Here is an 18,858-nt window from a genome sequence, read left to right on the forward strand (position 1 = left end):
TCAGGCGGCCTTTTCACTTGGCATCGCGGCGCGGCCGCGGGGCCCGCGGAAATATTCCTGGACCCATGGATGGTCGAACGCCATTAATTCCGCAATCGTTCCGACCTTCAGGACCTGCCCGTCGGCGAGCACCGCGACCCGGTCGCAGATCGCGTGCAGCGTATCGAGGTCGTGGGTGATCAGGAATACCGTCAGCCCCAGCGTGTCGCGCAGCGTGCGGATCAGCTCGTCGAACGCCGCCGCGCCGATCGGGTCGAGCCCCGCGGTCGGCTCGTCGAGGAACAGCAGCCGCGGATCGAGCGCCAGCGCGCGCGCCAGGCCTGCCCGCTTGCGCATGCCGCCTGACAGCTCGTTCGGGAAGCGCGGCCCGGCATAGGCGGGCAGGCCGACCATGGCGATCTTGTAGCCCGCGATCTCGTCCATCAGCTTGGGCTCGAGCTTGAAGAACTCGCGCATCGGCACTTCGATATTCTCGGCGACGGTCAGCGAGCTGAACAGCGCGCCGTTCTGAAACAGCACGCCCCAGCGGCGGCGCAGGTCCTTGGCCTCGGCGGCGTCGAGCGACGCGACATTCTCGCCGAACACCTCGATCTCGCCCGCCTGCGGGGTCTGCAGCCCGATGATCGAGCGCATCAGCACCGACTTGCCGGTGCCCGAACCGCCGACGACGCCCAGGATCTCGCCGCGCCGCACTTCGAGGTTGAGGTCGCGGTGCACGACCTGGTCGCCGAAGCCGTTGTCGAGGCCGGTGACGCGGATGACGATCTCCGCATTGTCCGCCGCCCGGCTGCGCGCGGCGTTGGTCGAGGGGTTGCGCGGCGCGGCCATCAGATGAACCCCAGCGCGGTGAAAAACACCGCGAAGAACGCGTCGAGGACGATTACCAGGAAGATCGACTGGACCACCGCCGCGGTGGTGCGCTGACCGACCGATTCGGCGTTGCCGCTGACCTGCATGCCCTGGAAGCAGCCCGTCACCGCGATGATCGCGCCGAACACCGGCGCCTTGAACAGCCCGATCCAGAAGTCGGCGATCGGCACGACCTCCTGCAGGCGCTGGACGAAGGTCACCACCGGCATGTCGAGCGACAGCCAGCAGAACAGCCCGCCGCCGATGATCGCCATCAGCGAGCCGTAGAAGCCGAGCAGGACCATCATCAGCGAGGTCGCGATGACGCGCGGCAGCACCAGCACCTCGAAGGCGCTAAGGCCGATCGTCCGCATCGCGTCGATCTCCTCGTTCAGCTTCATGCTGCCGATCTGCGCCGCGAAGGCCGAGCCCGAGCGGCCCGCGACCATGATCGCGGTCAGCAGGATGCCCAGCTCGCGCACCGTCGAGCGGCCGATCAGGTTGACGACGAACACCTCGGCACCGAACTGCCGCAGCTGCACCGCGCCCTGCTGCGCCAGCACGATGCCGACCAGGAAGCTCAGGAGCCCGACGATGCCGAGCGCGTGGACGCCGACGACGTCCATCTGGTGGACGATCGAGTTCCAGCGGAACGAGCGGCGCGAAAACAGCGTCTGCGCCAGCGTCACCAGCGTCTTGCCGAGGAAGGCGAGGAAGTTGCCCAGCGTGTCGACCGCGCCGACGACGCCGCGGCCGATCTCTTCCAGGCGGCGGGTCATGCGCGGGCCGGGGTCGGGGCGAATCTTGACGTCGGGATCGGCGGCGCCGACCTGCTCGATCAGCCGTGTCGCATCTTCGGACGCGCCGGTCAGCGTCGTGCCGGGATGATCGCGCGTCAGCCGGTGGACGAGCCACGCGCCGATCGTGTCGATCCGCTCGATCTGCGACAGATCGACGGTCAGCCCGCTGCCGCCGGCAGGCAGCGCTCGCAGCTGCGGCTCGACCGGCCCGATGTGCGCGACGGTCCAGCGTCCGGTCAGCACGATACGCCGGCTGTCGCCGGTGGCTTCGTCGAGAAACGCCGCATCGTTCATCGTATCTGTGGTGGCGGATGCAGGCATGGTTCGACAAGCCCCAATCGTTGGGGTCGCGTAAAGTTGCGCTTGGGCGTTCACGCCGTCATGAGCGGCAGCCATGTGGACCGCGATCATCCTGGCCGGCGAGCGCCCCGGCGGCGACCCGTTCGCAGCCTCGCTCGGCGTCGCGGCGAAGGCCCTCATCCCAGTCGGCGGCGTGCCGATGCTGGCGCGGGTCGCCAGCACCCTGCTCGACTGTCCGGACATCTCGCGCATTCTCGTGCTGGCGCAGGACATCGACCGGCTGCGCGCCCATCCGGGCACGGCGTGGCTGGCGGACGAGGCGCGGGTCGAGTTCGGCGTGTCGGCGGCGGGGATCGCAGGCTCGGTGCGCGCGGTGGCGGGGGTCGCGGCGCCCTGGCCGGTGCTGGTCACGACCGCCGACCATGCGCTGCTGACCCCGCCGATGGTCGCGGCCTTCCTGGGCAGCGCGGGCAGCGCCGACGTGGCGTTCGCGGTCGTCGAGCGGCGCGTGCTGCTCGCCGCCTATCCGAACAATGTCCGGACCTGGCTGCGCTTTCGCGGCGGGGCATGGTCGGGGGCCAATCTGTTCGCGCTGTCCGGGCCGCGGGCCTTCGCCGCGCTCGACCTGTGGGCGGGGGTGGAGCGCGAACGCAAGTCGGGATGGCGGCTGATCCTGAAGCTCGGCCCCGGGCTGCTGCTCGGCGCGGTGCTGCGCGTGCTGACCATCGAGGCCGCGGCGGCGCAGCTGGGGCGGCGGCTGGGCCTGACCGCGAAGGCGGTGGCGCTGCCGTTCGCGGAAGCCGCGATCGATGTCGACAAGGCGTCGGACCTGGCGTTGGCCGAAGCGATCGTCGCGGCGCGATGACCCCGCTCAGCATCTTCGACATGGACCGCACCATCACGCGCAGCGGCACCTGGTCGCCGTGGCTGTTGTTCTGGGCGGCGCGCGAGGCGCCGTGGCGGCTGGCGCTGCTGCCCGTCGCGGCGGTGTTCGGCGCGGCCTATCTGGCGAAGCGCGTGTCGCGCGCCCGGCTGAAGGAGCTGAACCAGCGCCTGCTGATGGGCGACGCGGTACCGCGCGCCCGCGTCGAGGCGGCGGCGCGGGCGTTCACCGCGCGGCTGCTGGACCGCGGGGTGTTTCCGGACGCGCTCCTGCGGCTCGAGGCCGAGCGCGCGGCAGGGCGCCGCGTCGTGTTGGCGACCGCAAGCTGCGAATTCTACGTCCGCGCCATCGCCGACGCGCTGGGTGTCGCCGATGTCGTCGCGACGCGGTCGGTGTGGGACGGCGACGTGCTGCGGGCGCGGTTGGCGGGGCCGAACTGCTACGGCCAGGCCAAGCGCGACATGGTCGAGGCGTGGCTGGCCGCGGAAGGCCTGACCGGCGCGCCGATCCGCTTCTTCTCCGACCATGTCAGCGACGTGCCGATGTTCGAGCTTGCCGACGAGCAAGTGGTGACCACGCCGACCCCGAAACTGCGCGCCGTCGCCCAGGCGCGCGGCTGGCCGATCATCGACTGGGTCTGAATACGAAAACGGGGGGCACATGGCCCCCCGTCACGCTGCCATGAAGGCAGTCGAGGCTTTAGGCGGTCGCGACGCCCGAGCGACGGCGGCGCGCTGCTGCGCCGACGAGGCCGAAGCCGCCGATCATCAGCGCCCAAGTGCCGGGCTCCGGCACCGCGATCGCTGCGGTCGTGTTCAGGATCTTCGTCGAGAACGACTTGGTCGGCGCTGCCAGCACGTCGAACGCGATGTTCCAGCCCATCGCGTCGTAGGCGGCGAGGTCGAGCGCGTCGATCACGCTCTGCTGGCCGAAGGCGACGGTCGGGTCGAGGATGCCGAGCTGCGGCTGGCCGGGGGTGTTGTCCTTCCAGTGCGACGCCTGACGACCGTCGCCATAGGTGCGGCCGGTCGACATGTAGGCCGGGCCGTTGGCACCCTGGAAGATGGTCAGGCCGCCGTCGATCGAGAAGTAGGGCGCATCGCCGTTGGCGATCGTGCCGCCGACCGCGAGGTCGAGAACGCCGACGCCGATCGCCGTGCTCGCGGCGCTGTAGCGGAACGAATCCCACACCGTGAAGATCGCGAAGTCGTCGAGGTTGCCCGTGAAGCCCGTGTTGGTGTCATAGACATCGACGCCCGAGCGGAAACCGAGCGCGTGGCCGATCTCGTGGATCGCGACGCCGATGAAGTCGATTGCGTTCGACGAGATGCCGTCTTCCGGGTTGAAGTCGAAGTTGAACTGGGTGCTGAACTGCACCGTGCCGTCGGCCTGGATGCCTGCGTTGGCGCCCGTGTAAGTCGGGGTGAAGCCCAGCGCCTTCAGCAGCGAGGTGTTCGCCGAGAACACGGCGTTGTTGCCGCTCTGGTCGTTGTCGAGCACGCGGGTCAGCGGCAGGGCAACGCCGGTGCCGTCCTGGCGCGGACCGGAAATCAGCGCGTCGAAGGTCGCGAAACCCGGATCGCCGGCGACCGGCGTCAGGGTCGGCAGGACGGCGCGCTGGTCGAGGCGCGAGTTGCCGGTCGCCTTGATCTGGGCGAGCGTCTGCTCGGCACTGACGACCTGCGTCGTGCTGCCGGTCGAGCCGAGGACGTTCGGCGCGAGCTGCGAGAAGCCGACGTTCAGCTTGACGTTGACGTCGTTGGTGATGAGGTTTTCCCAGAAGTTCGCGGCGGCGCGGAAGCCGTCATACGCCTGGGTACCCGGGGTGACGTTGTTGAGATTGCGCAGTTCGATGGTCAGCGCATTGGCCGGAACGGCGGCGGCGCTCGCCAGCAGGGCGGCCCCGATCAACTTGGTGAAGCGCATGAATTTTTCCCTCTCTCACGGTGTGTGATCCCGCAGGGCAAGCGGCCGTCGTGGTGCCGCCGCATTTGCGGTCTGAGCACCACGAGCGGCCTCGCCACCCCACTCACGCCCCCGCTCCCTCCGCGACGCCGTTGACATTGATTAAGACAGAATATTGCGAGTCCATAGTGTAATAATACCACAAAGCCCTTTAATCATAATTCGTTACGGACATGATACGGGGCGCCCGAATCGGGTACGGCGGTGTTTTCGGTTGGCGACCGGATCTTCAGAGGGTCGGAAGCCTCGTCGGCACCGTTTTCGAGCCGACCTGCCCATGAAAACTGCGGCATCTTCGCAACACCCGGCCAAAATCTGACGGCAAAATCCCTAATGTCTGTTAATTACAATGATTTCGGCCGTCGCCGGCGATGACGGCGGCTTGTCGAAATCAATCGCTGCAATTTACAATTTTTCTCGTGCGAAACATTCCTCGCGCCGGGTCCAAAAGGGGTAAGTTCATGCGATTCAGTACGTTTGCTTTGCTTGGTGCAGCAGCGCTCGCGCCGCTTTCGGCGGCGCACGCCGCACCTCGGGTCGCCACGGGCAGCCTCAACGGCGTCGACTGGCGGGCGGAGAGCCGGATCATCGGCCAGACGTCGACCGCCACGGTCGTCGGCGGCGGCAACCCGATCTATCTCGGCACGGCGGCGCAGTATCGCGGCACCGTCGGCCTGCTGATGGATTACGGCGCGGGCGGCGCGTTCGTCTGCTCGGGCAGCCTCAGCGCGAATGGCACGTCGATCATCACTGCCGCGCATTGCGTCAGCGACGGCACGTCGGCGCGGCCCAACAGCGTCACCGCGTTCTTCTACAATCCGGCCCAGGGCGATGCGGCCGAGACGCCGATCTACAGCATCGGCTCGCCGGGCGTGACCGCGGTCGACGTCGGCTTCATCCACGTGAATCCGCTGTATACCGGCGAAGTCATCGACCAGAACGACATCGCGGTGCTCAAGCTGACGGCGCCGGCCCCTTCGTTCGCGGTCGGCTATGACCTGTACACCGGCAATGATCTGACCGGCCTCGGCTTCAACGTCGCCGGCTACGGCGGTCGTTCGGACGTCGGCGGTGCGCTCGGCCAGAACCTCGGCACCGGCCGTCTGCGCCAGGGTGACAACCGCTACGACTTCGCCTTCGGCGACGACGACTTCGGCGGCTTCTTTACCGATGTCGTCGACGGCACGAACTTCTTCGGCACCGCCGACATCGAGTTCTCGTACGTCTCGGACTTCGACAACGGGCTGGCTGCCAACGATGCCTCGTGCCGCCTCGCGACCCTCGGCCTCGGCGTCGCAGCGAGCGACAAATACTGCAACACCGGCGTCGGAGCGCTCGAGGTCAACATCGCCGGTGGCGACTCGGGTGGCCCCGGCTTCATCGACGGCAAGCTCGCGTCGGTGAACAGCTACGGCCTGTCGTTCGGCGCGACCTTCGGTGACTTCAATCCGGGCCTGAACAGCAGCTGGGGCGAGTTCAGCGGCTATGCGCCGATCTTCGCCAGCCTCGCCTTCGTCCAGGGCGCAATCCCTGAGCCCGGCACCTGGGTGATGATGATCGGCGGCTTCGGCCTGGTCGGTGCGGCGTCGCGCCGTGCTCGCAGGGCTGCGCTGACCGCCTGATCGGCATAGGCGTGAACGAAAGAGGGGAGGGGCCGCGGCCCCTCCCCTTTTTTGCGTCCCGGTGATGCGCCGTTTCCGGCGCATCACGTCTTGGTCAGGCGGCGGTCGCCACGCGGCGGCGCGCCCGCAGCGAGCTGCCGACCATCCCGAAGCCGCCGATCATCAGCGCCCAGCTCGCCGGCTCGGGGATCCCCGCCAGCACCGCGACCTGCGCGGTCGAGAAGTTGTAGCCCTGGTTCTGCGCGACGTTGAAGTTGATGTTCCAGCCGATCGCATCGAACGCCGCGAGGTCGAGGGCGGTGATCGAGTCCATCTCGCCGTCGCAGGCGTAGGGGTTCATGATGCCGATGAAGTTCGCGCAGGTATTGTTCGACTTCCAGTGCGACGCCTGCCACCCGTCACCATTGTACGACCCCGTCGAGAAGCCGGCGAGGTTGGTCGCGCCGCCATTGATCGAGAAGTAGCTGTTGGTGCCGGTCGACCAGTCGAGCACCGGACCGGTGCCCGGGGCGATGTTGGTCGGATCGTTGCTGTAGCGGTACAGGTCGAGCACGCTGCCCCACGAGAACTGCTGCGCGGGCAGGTTGCGGCACTGGATCGGCGACGCGGCCGAACCGCAGTTCGCGGTCGCTGCCGGGCCGCCGGTGCCGAGATAGTCGTAGTCGTCGACGCCGCTGACGAAGCCGAGCGCATGGCCGAACTCGTGGATCGCGACGCCGATGAAGTCGATCGTGTTCGCCGAGATGCCGTCGCGCGGATCGAAGTCGAAAGCGAAGTCAGAGCTGAAGGTCACCTCGGCGTCTGCGGCGTTGGGATCGTAGTCATAGCCCAGCGCCTTGCCGTTGGCGGTGGTGAAATACAGGTTGCGGTTGTTGAAGCCGTTGGCGTTGTTGGTCGGCGTGTCCCATGCCTTGGTGTTGTTGTTGATGCCGTTGCCCGTGCCCGCTCCGGCACGGTAGCCCGGGGTGATCATGCTGAGCCCAGCGCCGGTGGGCAGGTTGTTCGTGGCGACCGTGTCGATCGTGCTGGTCGCGCCCGCGTTGAGCTGGTTGCGCACGCTGACGAAGGTGCGCTCGTCGTAGCTGCTGCCGGTGCCGCCGATGATGTTCGGCCCGAGCGGACCGAAGGAGATATCGAAGTTGACGTTGACGTCGTTGGTGATGACGCTCTCCCAATAGAGCGCCGCGGCACGGAAACCGCGCGCTGCCTGCTCGTCGATCGCCGCGCCATTGTCGCGGAGCGTGATGGTCAGCGCCGACGCCGGCGCCGCGGACGCCATGCCGACGAGCATGGCTGTGGTGCACAAAAGCCTGATATTCATTTGATTGTTCCCCTCTGTGCGGTCCCCTCAACCGCATGCTGCACTGCAACTTATCGCAGCCGTATTGGCTAGTGCAGGAAAGACACAATGCCGGATTTATCAGGCTTTTGATGCCTGACAGTCGGGCAGATCGACGATCGGCCCAGGCTAGAGGCAGGGCATCCGCTTGAAGCGGCGTCCGGGCATCAAATTATAGGCGTGCGCCGTACCGTCGCCGTCGCGGACCTCCAGCGCCAGCCCCGTCGCGGTTTGCCGTGCGATGAAGCGGACCGGGCGGATCGGCGGCGGCGCATCGGCGTCCTGCGGCCCGGGGGTGTGGATCTCGCGGTGGCCGCGTGCACTGAAACCGCCACGCGCGTCGCTGCTGACGGGGCCGTCGATCGTCGCGGCGGCGCAATCCTCGACGAAGCGGCCGCCCGTCGCGGTCAGCGTCAGGGTGGCGCGGTCGCCGCTCCACTCGCCGATCAGGGGTGCAGCTGACGTCATCGAAGCCCCCGTCATCATCACGATCGCGAAGAGCGATTTCATCATGGCTGTAGCCTGACACGAACACGGGGGCCGCGCCAGCGACCCCCGCATCCTTCTGCTGACCGGAAATCAGGCAGTCGCGTAGCCCGACCGCGACCGGCGCGCCTGGGCGCCGACAAGGCCGAAGCCGATGATCAGCATCGCCCAGGTCGTCGGCTCGGGAACGCCGCCGACATTGATCGCTGCGATATACGTGCCCCAGCGCGAGCCGCCGGTGCCGCCCGGATGGCCGCCGGCCGCATTGTTGTACTCGCGCGCAAACGTGCCGCTGACCCAGAAGGTGTGGAAGCTCGTCGGGTCGGTGGTGACGGTCGCATAATCCGCCCAGCGCTGCCGTCCGGCGAACGTCTGACCGAAGAGACTGCCGTTGTGGTAATCGTCGGTGTCGCTGACGCGGAGCACGATCTCCGCCCCCGTCGAGTTGAGACCGCCGATGGCCGTCGTCATGAACGTCCGCGCCGCGAGCGTGATGCGCCCGTCGGTGGGATCGAGACCCGAACGGTTATAGGCGACCACGACCTGACCGATCGAGTTCACCGACAGCGACCCCTGGTAATAGTCGTGGGTCGAGTCGCCGATCGTCGTCTCCGACAGCACGGCGTTGGTCAGCGAGTCGAGGATCGTCACGCGGACCTGCGTGAACTGTCCGCCGAGCGGCGTCACGGTGTGGACGCTGTAGATCTTGCCGTCGTTCTCGAAGGCGCTGCTGCTGATCTGATCGCCGAACGTGTCGATGATCCGCTGGTTTGCCGGGATTGCGACCGACGGCTGACGTCCGGCTGCGTTGTCGGTGTAGGTCGTCCCGATCGTCGTGCTGGCGGTCGCGGTGCGCACGGCGCCTGCGGTGCCGGCGTTGAGAACGTCATAGCGCGTCAGGCCATAGTCGTTGATCGACGCGGCGATGATGTTGCCCGTCGTCGTCACTTCACGGCTGTTGACGCCCTGGATGGCGAAGCCGCGGGTGAAGTCGTTGCCGCTCGAGGCGCTGTTGAACGGCGTCTCGAACTTGACGTTGTTCGCGACCGTCGGACCGGTCTTGTTGAACAGGTCGGAGAGCGGGATGACGTTGAGCGTCGTGCCGCGGAAGCTGTTCGCTCCGCCGTTGGTCGCGGGCGCGAAGTTGTTCGTGCCGATGTAGATGGCGTTGGTGTCCATCGCGAGCGTCGGATAGTCGGCGGTGCCGCCGAAGCCGAGACCGGCATAGCCCTGGAACTGGGTCGCCTGCCACGGGCCGTTCGCGTCGGCGGTCTTCGAAACCGCGATCTGGATGTTGCGCGCATCGGCCGCGAAGGACAGCGCGATCCAGCGGTTGGCCTGCGCGTTGTACAGCACGCGCGAGTCGCCGTTGGCGCCGGGCTGGCCGAGGGCGGACCAGAATGCGAGGTCGGACTGGAACGATTGGCGCGTGCCCGTCGCCTTGTCGTACACGGCGACACCGCCGTTCACGAACTGCATGTACTGGGTGCGGCCGACGGCACCGATGGTGTCGGGCGGGATGAAGTTGCGGCCAACGGCGGCGACGTCATACTGGCTGATGCCTTCGAAGCCCGCCTGGATCATGCCCTGGTTGAAGACCGGGTCCGAGATGCCGGCATTGTCGACGCCGAAGACTTCGCCGAGGTCGGGCGTGATCGCCCTGGGCTTCTTGAATTCATAATAGGTCTTGATCAGGTGCTCTTCGGCGCTCGCGGCCGACGCGATGCTCATCACTGCGGCCGACGCGGCCAACACATGAAACAACTTCATTGAAACCCCCTGATAAAATTTTCTTCCGATCAGCCCCTCTCGCCGACGCAATAATGATCTGCCTGCTTGGCGCACTTGGCAAGCAACCATTGTTAGCCTGCACGCAAGATTCTTCCCGGACGGCCGTTAAACTGTGCCGAGTCAAAGGTTTGGCTAAATTTCCGGGCTTTTTGTCTTGCGCGTGCCAAAAAGAAGGGGGAGCCGAAGCTCCCCCAATTTCAACGTCTTAAAGAAAATGCCGGCACCGCCGGACAAGTGCGCGGCTAGGCTGCCAGCTTGCGCAGCACGTACGGCAGGATGCCGCCGGCGTAGAAATAATCGAGTTCCTGCTCGGTATCGATCCGCGCGCGGGTGGTGAACTCGCCGGTGCTGCCGTCGGCGCGGGTGAAGCGCACGGTCACGTCCTGGCGCGGGCTAAGGGTGGCGACGCCTGCGATGTCAAAGGTTTCGCTGCCGTCGAAGCCCAAAGTCTTGCGGTCGGTGCCTTCGGGGAACTGTAGCGGCAGCACGCCCATGCCGACGAGGTTCGAACGGTGGATACGCTCGAACGACTCGGCGATCACCGCGCGCACACCCAGTAGGGTGGTGCCCTTCGCCGCCCAGTCGCGCGACGACCCGGTGCCGTATTCCTTGCCCGCGACGATCACCAACGCCGTGCCCTCGGCGCGGTACTTCTCGGCCGCGTCGAAGATCGCCAGCTGCTCGCCCGAGGGGATGTGCTTCGTCACGCCGCCCTCGACGCCCGGCACCATCTCGTTCCGGATGCGGATGTTGGCGAAGGTGCCGCGCATCATCACCTCGTGGTTGCCGCGGCGCGCGCCGTAGGAGTTAAACTCGGCACGCGCGACCTGGCGCTCGTTCAGATAGACGCCGGCGGGCGACGCTTCCTTGATCGAACCCGCGGGCGAGATGTGGTCGGTGGTGATCGAGTCGCCGAAGATCGCCAGCGGGCGCGCGCCGCTGATGTCCTGCGTCGGCACCGGGGTCATCGTCATGCCCTCGAAATAGGGCGGGTTCTGCACATAGGTGCTGGCCGGGTTCCACTTGTAGGTGGCGCCGCCCTCGACCTTGATGGCCTGCCAGCGCTCGTCGCCGGCGAAAACGTCGGCATAGCGGCCGCGGAACATGTCGGCGGTGACCGACGACAGCACCATGTCGCTGACCTCCTGGTTGGTCGGCCAGATGTCCTTCAGATACACGTCCTTGCCCTCGGGCGTCTGGCCCAGCGGGTCGGTGACCATGTCGTTGCGGATCGTGCCCGCCAGCGCGTACGCCACGACCAGCGGCGGCGAGGCGAGATAGTTGGCGCGCACGTCGGGCGACACGCGGCCTTCGAAGTTGCGGTTGCCCGACAGCACGCTGACCGCCACCAGATCGTTCGTCGCGATCGAGTCGCTGATCGGCTGCGGCAGCGGACCCGAGTTGCCGATGCACGTCGTGCAGCCATAGCCGACGAGGTTAAAGCCGAGGTAATCGAGGTCGTCCTGCAGCTTCGACGCCGCGAAATAATCGGTGACGACCTTCGACCCCGGCGCGAGGCTGGTCTTGACCCAGGGCTTCGACTTCAGCCCCAGCGCACGCGCCTTGCGCGCGACGAGGCCGGCGGCGACGAGGACGTTGGGGTTCGACGTGTTGGTGCAGCTGGTGATCGCCGCGATGACGACGTCGCCGTGGCCGAGGTCATGCGCCGCGCCGGTCACCGCGTAACGCTCGGTGTTGGTCGCGTGGGGCTTCTTGTAGCCGCTCGCCAGCTCGGTTTCGAACGCCTCGTCGGCCTGGCTCAGCAGCACGCGGTCCTGCGGACGGCGCGGACCCGCCAGCGACGGCTGGACGCTGCCGAGGTCGAGGTGGAGCGTGTCGGTGAAGACGGGGTCGACGCTGGTGTGGTCGCGCCACATGCCCTGCGCCTTGGCGTACGCCTCGACGAGCTCGATGCGGTGCGGGTCGCGGCCCGACAGGCGCAGATAGTTGATCGTCGCCTGGTCGACGGGGAAGAAGCCGCACGTCGCACCGTACTCGGGCGCCATGTTGGCGATCGTCGCGCGGTCGCTGAGGCCCAGCGAGTCGAGGCCCGGCCCGTAGAACTCGACGAAGCGCCCGACCACGCCCTTGGCGCGCAGCATCTGGGTGACGGTCAGCACCAGGTCGGTCGCGGTCACGCCCTCGGGCAGCACGCCGTCCATCTTGAAGCCGACGACCTCGGGGATCAGCATGCTGACCGGCTGGCCCAGCATCGCGGCCTCGGCCTCGATCCCGCCGACGCCCCAGCCCAGCACGCCCATGCCGTTGACCATCGTCGTGTGGCTGTCGGTGCCGACCAAGGTGTCGGGATAGGCGACCTGCGCACCGCCGGTGTCGTCCGAGATCCACACCGTCTGCGCCAGATATTCGAGGTTGACCTGATGGCAGATGCCCGTGCCCGGCGGCACGACGCGGAAGCCCTTCAGCGCCGACGAACCCCAGCGCAGGAACTCGTAGCGCTCGATGTTGCGCGCATATTCGAGGTCCATATTGTCCTCGAAGGCGTGCGGCGTGCCGAACTCGTCGACCATCACCGAGTGGTCGATGACGAGGTCGACAGGGATCAGCGGGTTGATCTTGGCCGGGTCGCCGCCCAGCGCGGTCATCGCGTCGCGCATCGCCGCCAGGTCGACGACGCAGGGCACGCCGGTGAAATCCTGCATCAGCACGCGCGCCGGGCGATACGCGATCTCGCGGTCGGACCGCCGGTCGCTCGCCCATTGCACCATCGCCTCGAGATCGGCGCGGGTGACGGTGACCCCGTCCTCGAAGCGCAGCAGGTTCTCGAACAGCACCTTCATCGAATAGGGCAGGCGGCTGGCATCGCCGAGCACCTCGGCGGCGGCGGTCAGGCTGTAATAGGCATAATCCTTGCCATCGACCGTCAGCGTGCGGCGTGTGTTCAGGCTGTCGTGTCCGATGGCGGTCATGTGCGTGTCCCTGCGTCTTGCTGCAGGTGCGTCGTAGCAAAGGGGTGGGGTGGGGGCTAGGGCGCGCGGTGCATGGGTATTCGTATAGGGTTTCGGGCTGCACGATGTGCTGCCGACCTTTGCGCCCCGGTAGTTCTGTCTCAGACCTGCTGGAGCGTTTTAGCTACCGTGATACTTCCAATCCAGTCTGAACGTATCGGGAAGCTCAAAGATACCGACAATGGTTCTTATGGTCGAAAGAGCTAAATTCGTTTCTTCAACGGTTGGGTGATATCCATGGTGAGCAACGCGGTTCCTAAGTTCTCTGACCGCATTCGCGCGCTTGATCAACGACCCACGGTCACCGTTATAGAAACTGAGTAGTGCCGGCAGCATGGCATTTACAATGAATTTCAATGTGGTTTCCCGAGGAGCCTTGCTAAATATTCTCGCTCCACGTTGGGTGCGCGTCATTCGACGGCGGGCCGCAAGCAACGCTACTTCGAATATAGACGTTGCCTCAACAATGGCCGCCCGTGGACGCTTACCCGGAAATGCCAGCTCAGCTAGCCTTTCTAACTCTATCAAATTCTCGGTTAGCTGGAAACCGTGACGCGTAAATCCTCCGAGCGTCTCGGCTCGTTCAAGCCTTGCAGGCTCGTCATCAACGTGATCCTGAAGGGCTTTCGCTCCGCGGTTGGCAGATATCAGCGAGAGCGATAAACTTGCTGGTCGAACACCGGCGATGCGCTCTTCAAACTGCGCTTGGCGTTCTGAAGGCGAGTACGAATGGTAACCAACCCGAAGCGGGGCGGACTCCACAGCCGCAAGTTCATCAATCGTCAATCGAAGGTCAGGGTAAAGATATCGGTATGTTGTGATAAAACGCTCAAGAATCTTAGCGTATGGCGTCAAGATTTGGGCGTCTTGTGGTACCTGGCATTCCCAAGCGACGTGTAGTTCCGTAAATATCTCTTGATGAAACACACGCCCTTCTTTGCGTTTTTCGACTGCGATGACGGGCCCCGATCGACCTTCGTGTCCTCGTGCGTCGATAACGAAAGCATCATCGTCGACATCCAGAACCGGTCGTCGAATGCGAGTGAAGGTATGACCTAGATCATCAACCGAGCGATACAAACTGTTATCGAAATCTGTAACCACTAGCGGACGCACATGAGAAATTATCTCAACGGTGCCACGAAAGTCATCCCCGACAACAATAAAGAAACAAAAAGTTGGTAAGTCCAGAAAGCCAGGATAGTATAAATGAGCTATCATCACGCCATGGGGTTGATTGAGTTCAGGCATACCGATACCGGTCTGCAACACTCGCCCAGGCTCCGATTTCCCGCTGTCCATTGATCTGGGAGCTAGCTCAATTAGGCCGCTGTAACAATGGGATTCCGGTTAGTAGGCAGCGTACGCATTATGGCTGAGCATTTTTGTAACTGCCGGTGGATAAGGCGGCAAGATCTACGCCGCCAGCCGCGTCTCCGCCTCGGTCAGCATGCGGATGAACGCCACTTCCGTCGCATCGTGCGGCACGCCGCCGGGGGCGAAGATGTCGTGGAACCACGGCTCGGTGGTCGGCTCGAGGCGGGGGTTGGCCCAGCTGTCCCACGGCAGATGCGTCTGCGTCTTGCCCTGGACGAGGCCCCAACAAAAGGCGCCGACCTTGTTCTTCTTGGCGACCGGCAGGATCGCCTCGAACGTGCTGCCGACCGGACGCGCCATGAACTCGGTGCACAGCATCGGGCGGCCCATCGCCTTCAGCCACTTGACCCGCGTGCGGAAGTCCTTGGCCGAACCGTAGTTGTGGAAGCTGATGACGTCCGAGTTTTCGGTCTGCGCGACCTGGATCGGGCTCAGCAGGTCGGGCGCTGACCAGTCGCCCAGCCAGATGCCGCTGGTCAGCGGCTGCGTCGCGCCGGCCGCGCGTGCCCAGCCGAACGCGGCGATGAGCAGGGGCACGACGAGATCGGCCTTGGCCTTGAGCTGCGCGGGATCGCACAGAGCGACCTCAGGGCCATTGTCGGGCTCGTTCCAGATGTCCCAGGCGAGGACGCGGGGATCGTTGGCATAGCGGCCGACGACGCCTTCGACATAGTCCTGCAGGCGGCGGTGGTGCGACGTGTCGGCGAGCACCTTCATGCCCGGCGACTGGACCCAGCCGGAGTTGTGGACGCCGGGCGTCGGCGCGGGCTGGGGGCCGAGTTCGGGATGCGGGCCCCAGCACGAATCGAACAGCACCAGCATCGTCTTGATGCCGTGGCGGTCCGCAGCGGCGAGATACTGGTCGATGCGCGCGCTGAAACCCGCGCTGTCCTGCCACCACAGCAAATCATGGAGATAGACGCGCGCGGCGTTCATCCCGAGCCCCGCGGCGAGGGCCAATTCGCTGTCGATTGCGGCGATGTCGAAGCTCTCGGCCTGCCACATCTCGAGCTGGTTGACGGCATAGCTCGGCGTGAAGTTGCAGCCGACCTGCCAGGGCAGGGACTTGTGCCACTTACGAGCAGCTTCGGGCGTCCATCGCGTGTTCGATACCATGTGTCCCCCCCGGGGTGTCTGGATCACGTGTCGTCTCCGACTCAGTCGTAATCACAGTTACGGGGTACGCAATCGAACGGTTCTCAAAATGCGACGAATCGAGGCAGCCTGCCTGAAAATTGAGCAGACTGCCTCGAATCAGGGCCTTAGCGGGCGGCGCCGCTCGCGATGACGGTCACCGCGCGACGATTGCGCGAGTAGGCGGCGTCGTCCGAGCCATCGGCCTCGGGCTTTTCCTTGCCGAAACTGATCGTCGTGATGCGGCTCGCGGCGACACCCTGCGCGGCCAGGAAGTTCTTTGCCGCATTGGCGCGGCGGTCACCGAGCGCGAGGTTGTATTCGCGCGTGCCACGCTCGTCGGTGTGGCCCTCGATGGTGACGCGGACGTTCGGATAGCGCGCCAGCCATTCGGCCTGCTTGCCCAGGATGCCGCGGCCCTCATCGTCGATCTCGTAGCTGTCGTAGCCGAACAGCACCCGGTCGCTGCCCGACTGGGCGACGAAGTCGGCGACGCCGCCGGGCGTGTTCGACGTGCCGATCGGCGCGTCGGTGACCCCGGTGGTGCCCTGTCCGGTCGTGTCGCCGCCGGGGACGGTGCCGACCGCGGCGGGGGGCGGCGGCGCGTCGGGCAGCGGCTTCTTCTTGCCCGAGCACGCCGCGGTGGCGATCAACGCGACCGCGAGGCCGGCATTGAGGAGGTGGTGGCGCATATCTGGGCTCCTTCTTTCCAGTGTCAGGGCAGTAACGGCGACCAGGCCGGATCGGACCCATCGAGCGGCGTGCGCAGCTTGCGCTCGTTCTGCCCCGACAGGTCGACCGAATAGAGATTGGCGGTGCCCGCGCGGCCGGCCAAACTGCGGAAGAACAGCACGACGCGGCCGTTAGGCGACCAGGTCGGGCCCTCGTCCTGATAGGCGTTGGTCAGCAGGCGCTCGCCGCCGCCATCGGGCTTCATCACGCCGATGCGGAACTGGCCGCCGCCGAGCTTGGTGAACGCCACCAGGTCGCCGCGCGGGCTCCACACCGGCGTGGCGTAGCGGCCCGACCCGAAGCTGATCCGCGTCTGCCCGTCGCCGCCGGCGCCCATCGTGTAGAGCTGCTGCGTGCCGCCGCGGTCGCTCTCGAAGACGATGCGGCTGCCGTCGGGGCTGTACGACGGCGCGGTGTCGATGCCCGGCGCCGTGGTGAGGCGCGTCAGCTTGCGGCTGCCGAGGTCGAGGCGGTAGATGTCGGTATTGCCGCCGACCGCCATCGAGAAGATCAGATTGTCGCCCGACGGCGAGAAGCGCGGCGCGAAGCTCATGTTGGGGAAGTCGCCGACCGCCTCCTGCGTGCCCGACCCGATCGTATAGACCCAGACGCGCGGCCGGTTGCCCTGGAAGCTCATGTAGGTGATCGTCTGCTGGTTCGGCGCGAAGCGCGGGGTGAGCACGAGGCTCTGCCCGTTGGTCAGGAAGCGGTGCCCCGCGCCGTCCTGGTCCATCACCGCGAGGCGCTTGATGCGCTTCGTCTTGGGTCCCGTCTCGCTGACATAGACGATGCGGCTGTCGAAGTAGCCGCTCTCGCCGGTCAGCCGCGAATAGACGAGATCGGCGCACTTGTGCGCCGCCCGCCGCCAGTTCGCCGCGGTCGTGACGAACCCCTGCCGCGCCAGCTCCTGCCCCGCGAACACGTCATAGGCATAGCACGCCAGCGTGATGCCGCCGTCGGGGTTGGCGGTGACGCTGCCGGTGACCAGTGCCTGCGCCGCGACGGTGCGCCAGCTCGCATACTGCGGCACGGTGGTGTCGGCCATGGTGACGGTCGTCGTGTAGGCCGCCGGATCGATCGGCCGGAACAGCCCCGACGAGCCGAGGTCGTTCGCAATGACCTGCGCGACCTGCGCGCCGAGAGCGGCGGTGCTGCCCGCCGCGGTCGAGGTGGCAGCGGGGGTGGCGAACGCCGGCACCGCGATCGGCAGCGGCTGAGCGATGCCCGAATTGATGTCAACGCGGATCACCGCCGCGGCGGGGGTGGCGGCGAGGAGGGCGGCGAGAAAGATATGACGCATGGAGCTACCTTAACGAAAGAATGCGGCTAGGTCATTTCAGAGGGATCGAAGTTCAGCTCGAAGGCCTTCCACGCGTCGTACATGTCGGCGGGGAGTTTCAGCGGGGCGCACCTTAACACGGCCCGAACGGCGGTGTCGGCGAAGGCTTTCGCGTAACCGGCGTTGCCGCCCGTCGCGCCAGTCTGCGAGACGACCGTCGGCTGGCCGACCACGCGGCCGTCCCTGGTCAGCTGGATCGCCAGCACCACGGTCATCTTCTTGACGTCGCTGCCGCCGATCGGCGGGTTCCAGCACGGCGCGATCTGGGCGCGGATCGCGGCCGCGAGGCTCGCGGTCGCGCGGCCGTCGAGCTTGGCCGCCTTGGGCACCGAGATTTCGATCGACTTGGCGAAGGCCTGGGGGTCGCGGACCTTCTTGGGCGCCTTGGGCAGGCTCTTGTCGATCAGGCTGCTGAGTTCGGCGAGGTCGAGCTTCTCCGGCTTCGGCACCGGCTTCGCGGCGGCGACCTTGGGAGGCGTCGGCTTGGGCTTGGGCTTGGGTTCGGGTTTCGGCGGCTGGGGCTTCGGCACCGGATCGGGGGTCGGCGCGGGTTCGGGCGGTGCAGGTTCGGGCGGCGCCGGCTCGGGCTCGGGCGCGGGCGGCGGGGCGCTCGTCTCTTGCGGCGCGGCGTCCATCGACGGCTTGGGCAGTTCGGTCACCCGCGTCTCGGGCGCGACGTCGAGCAGTTCGACCGCGACCGCCTCCTCGAACAGCGGCGGCCGCTCCATCGACGCCCAGCCGAGCGACAGCGCCGCGAACAGCGCGATATGCGCCACGCCCGCGCCGAGCAGCGCCTGGCGTTCGGTCACCGCCCCGCCTTCTCCGGCTGGCTGACCAGCGCGACGCGCTTGAAGCCCGCGGCCGAGACTTCGCCGACGACGCCCATGACGCGGCCATAGTCGAGGCTGGTGTCGGCGCGGACATAGACGCGCGTGTCGTCGCTGCGCGCGCCCCGGATGGCGCTGAGCTTGGCGGTCAGTCCGCCGCCCTCGATTCTCATCTCGTCGACGAACACGTCGCCCGCCTTGTCGATCGACACCTGGACCGGGGTGTCGTCGGCCTTCAGAGCGCTCGCCTTGCTGTCGGGCAGGTCGACCGGCACGCCGGTGACGAGCAGCGGCGCAGTGACCATGAAGATGATCAACAGCACCAGCATCACGTCGACCATCGGCGTGACGTTGATCTCCGCCATCGGCAGGCGGCGCCCGCCGCGATGCTTGGGGGTGATCATGAGCCACACCGATTGTCGTCATGCTGGCGAACGCCAGCACC

14 protein-coding genes and 3 pseudogenes are annotated in these 18,858 nt (G+C 66.4%); 3 read left to right on the top strand and 14 right to left on the bottom strand.

All coding sequences use genetic code 11. The features are described from left to right. The gene (locus FMM06_RS03505) at positions 1–828 is read right to left on the bottom strand and encodes an ABC transporter ATP-binding protein (protein ID WP_143554811.1); all 828 of its coding nucleotides are present in this window, start codon (positions 826–828) and stop codon (positions 1–3) included. Then, positions 828–1,943: an ABC transporter permease gene (locus FMM06_RS03510; protein ID WP_144237062.1), complete on the bottom strand. Its 1,116-nt coding sequence runs from the start codon at positions 1,941–1,943 to the stop codon at positions 828–830. Before FMM06_RS03510 ends, FMM06_RS03505 begins: the two co-directional genes overlap by 1 nt. Before the next feature lie 100 nt (positions 1,944–2,043). Here FMM06_RS03510 and FMM06_RS03515 point away from each other — a divergent pair, with 100 nt between their 5' ends. Together FMM06_RS03515 and FMM06_RS03520 are read left to right on the top strand one after the other, a co-directional pair. Beyond that, on the top strand, positions 2,044–2,814 hold the full coding sequence (locus FMM06_RS03515; protein WP_143554812.1) for an NTP transferase domain-containing protein: 771 nt from the start codon (positions 2,044–2,046) through the stop codon (positions 2,812–2,814). Then, positions 2,811–3,473 (top strand): HAD family hydrolase, encoded by a 663-nt coding sequence (locus FMM06_RS03520; RefSeq protein ID WP_143554813.1) that lies wholly within the window; start codon positions 2,811–2,813, stop codon positions 3,471–3,473. Before FMM06_RS03515 ends, FMM06_RS03520 begins: the two co-directional genes overlap by 4 nt. A 58-nt stretch (positions 3,474–3,531) precedes the next feature. Here the strand turns inward: FMM06_RS03520 and FMM06_RS17390 are convergent. Both FMM06_RS17390 and FMM06_RS03525 read right to left on the bottom strand, forming a co-directional pair. Next, a pseudogene (locus FMM06_RS17390) lies at positions 3,532–3,636 on the bottom strand (PEPxxWA-CTERM sorting domain-containing protein); the annotation flags it as partial. Between the two features lie 78 nt (positions 3,637–3,714). After that, positions 3,715–4,758 (bottom strand): annotated as a pseudogene (locus FMM06_RS03525) (NF038122 family metalloprotease); the annotation flags it as partial. Positions 4,759–5,258: 500 nt separating this feature from the next. Between FMM06_RS03525 and FMM06_RS16665 the strand changes: the two are divergent. Next, the gene (locus FMM06_RS16665; RefSeq protein WP_185965018.1) at positions 5,259–6,419 is read left to right on the top strand and encodes a PEPxxWA-CTERM sorting domain-containing protein; all 1,161 of its coding nucleotides are present in this window, start codon (positions 5,259–5,261) and stop codon (positions 6,417–6,419) included. Between the two features lie 94 nt (positions 6,420–6,513). Here FMM06_RS16665 and FMM06_RS03535 read toward each other — a convergent pair whose 3' ends face one another. The 10 genes and pseudogenes from FMM06_RS03535 to FMM06_RS03585 form a co-directional block, all read right to left on the bottom strand. After that, positions 6,514–7,740 carry an NF038122 family metalloprotease gene (locus FMM06_RS03535; RefSeq protein ID WP_143554815.1) on the bottom strand — a complete coding sequence of 409 codons (1,227 nt, stop codon included), beginning with the start codon at positions 7,738–7,740 and terminating at the stop codon, positions 6,514–6,516. A gap of 147 nt (positions 7,741–7,887) precedes the next feature. Beyond that, entirely contained in the window at positions 7,888–8,268 is a 381-nt protein-coding gene (locus tag FMM06_RS03540; RefSeq protein WP_143554816.1) for a hypothetical protein, read from the bottom strand. 69 nt (positions 8,269–8,337) lie between these two features. Further along, positions 8,338–8,445: pseudogene (locus tag FMM06_RS17475) on the bottom strand (PEPxxWA-CTERM sorting domain-containing protein); the annotation flags it as partial. A 1,832-nt stretch (positions 8,446–10,277) separates the two neighbouring features. After that, a complete protein-coding gene (acnA, locus tag FMM06_RS03550; protein WP_143554817.1) occupies positions 10,278–12,965 on the bottom strand; it encodes an aconitate hydratase AcnA in 2,688 nt (895 codons plus the stop codon). Positions 12,966–13,124: 159 nt separating this feature from the next. Then, entirely contained in the window at positions 13,125–14,276 is a 1,152-nt protein-coding gene (locus tag FMM06_RS03555) for a hypothetical protein (protein ID WP_143554818.1), read from the bottom strand. Positions 14,277–14,420: 144 nt separating this feature from the next. Next, the gene (locus FMM06_RS03560; protein ID WP_143554819.1) at positions 14,421–15,497 is read right to left on the bottom strand and encodes a cellulase family glycosylhydrolase; all 1,077 of its coding nucleotides are present in this window, start codon (positions 15,495–15,497) and stop codon (positions 14,421–14,423) included. Between the two features lie 146 nt (positions 15,498–15,643). Further along, positions 15,644–16,207 carry a peptidoglycan-associated lipoprotein Pal gene (pal, locus tag FMM06_RS03565; protein ID WP_143554820.1) on the bottom strand — a complete coding sequence of 188 codons (564 nt, stop codon included), beginning with the start codon at positions 16,205–16,207 and terminating at the stop codon, positions 15,644–15,646. A gap of 23 nt (positions 16,208–16,230) precedes the next feature. Further along, positions 16,231–17,547, bottom strand: a complete 1,317-nt coding sequence (gene tolB, locus FMM06_RS03570; RefSeq protein WP_143554821.1) for a Tol-Pal system beta propeller repeat protein TolB — start codon at positions 17,545–17,547, stop codon at positions 16,231–16,233. Between the two features lie 26 nt (positions 17,548–17,573). Further along, a complete protein-coding gene (locus tag FMM06_RS16670) occupies positions 17,574–18,395 on the bottom strand; it encodes an energy transducer TonB (RefSeq protein ID WP_185965019.1) in 822 nt (273 codons plus the stop codon). After that, positions 18,392–18,817 carry an ExbD/TolR family protein gene (locus FMM06_RS03585; protein WP_235889215.1) on the bottom strand — a complete coding sequence of 142 codons (426 nt, stop codon included), beginning with the start codon at positions 18,815–18,817 and terminating at the stop codon, positions 18,392–18,394. The genes FMM06_RS16670 and FMM06_RS03585 overlap by 4 nt, the downstream gene beginning before the upstream one ends. Positions 18,818–18,858 lie beyond the last annotated feature (41 nt).

Source organism: Glacieibacterium frigidum (genome assembly GCF_007097155.1).
Taxonomy (GTDB): Bacteria; Pseudomonadota; Alphaproteobacteria; order Sphingomonadales; family Sphingomonadaceae; genus Glacieibacterium; species Glacieibacterium frigidum.

Coding starts and splice junctions, on each gene's coding strand:
- tolB (WP_143554821.1), bottom strand. CDS start 17,547: ATGCGTCATATCTTTCTCGCCGCCCTCCTCGCCGCCACCCCCGCCGCG.
- FMM06_RS03540 (WP_143554816.1), bottom strand. CDS start 8,268: ATGAAATCGCTCTTCGCGATCGTGATGATGACGGGGGCTTCGATGACG.
- FMM06_RS03510 (WP_144237062.1), bottom strand. CDS start 1,943: ATGAACGATGCGGCGTTTCTCGACGAAGCCACCGGCGACAGCCGGCGT.
- FMM06_RS03535 (WP_143554815.1), bottom strand. CDS start 7,740: ATGAATATCAGGCTTTTGTGCACCACAGCCATGCTCGTCGGCATGGCG.
- FMM06_RS03515 (WP_143554812.1), top strand. CDS start 2,044: ATGTGGACCGCGATCATCCTGGCCGGCGAGCGCCCCGGCGGCGACCCG.
- FMM06_RS03520 (WP_143554813.1), top strand. CDS start 2,811: ATGACCCCGCTCAGCATCTTCGACATGGACCGCACCATCACGCGCAGC.
- FMM06_RS03505 (WP_143554811.1), bottom strand. CDS start 828: ATGGCCGCGCCGCGCAACCCCTCGACCAACGCCGCGCGCAGCCGGGCG.
- FMM06_RS03585 (WP_235889215.1), bottom strand. CDS start 18,817: ATGATCACCCCCAAGCATCGCGGCGGGCGCCGCCTGCCGATGGCGGAG.
- acnA (WP_143554817.1), bottom strand. CDS start 12,965: ATGACCGCCATCGGACACGACAGCCTGAACACACGCCGCACGCTGACG.
- FMM06_RS16665 (WP_185965018.1), top strand. CDS start 5,259: ATGCGATTCAGTACGTTTGCTTTGCTTGGTGCAGCAGCGCTCGCGCCG.
- pal (WP_143554820.1), bottom strand. CDS start 16,207: ATGCGCCACCACCTCCTCAATGCCGGCCTCGCGGTCGCGTTGATCGCC.
- FMM06_RS03560 (WP_143554819.1), bottom strand. CDS start 15,497: ATGGTATCGAACACGCGATGGACGCCCGAAGCTGCTCGTAAGTGGCAC.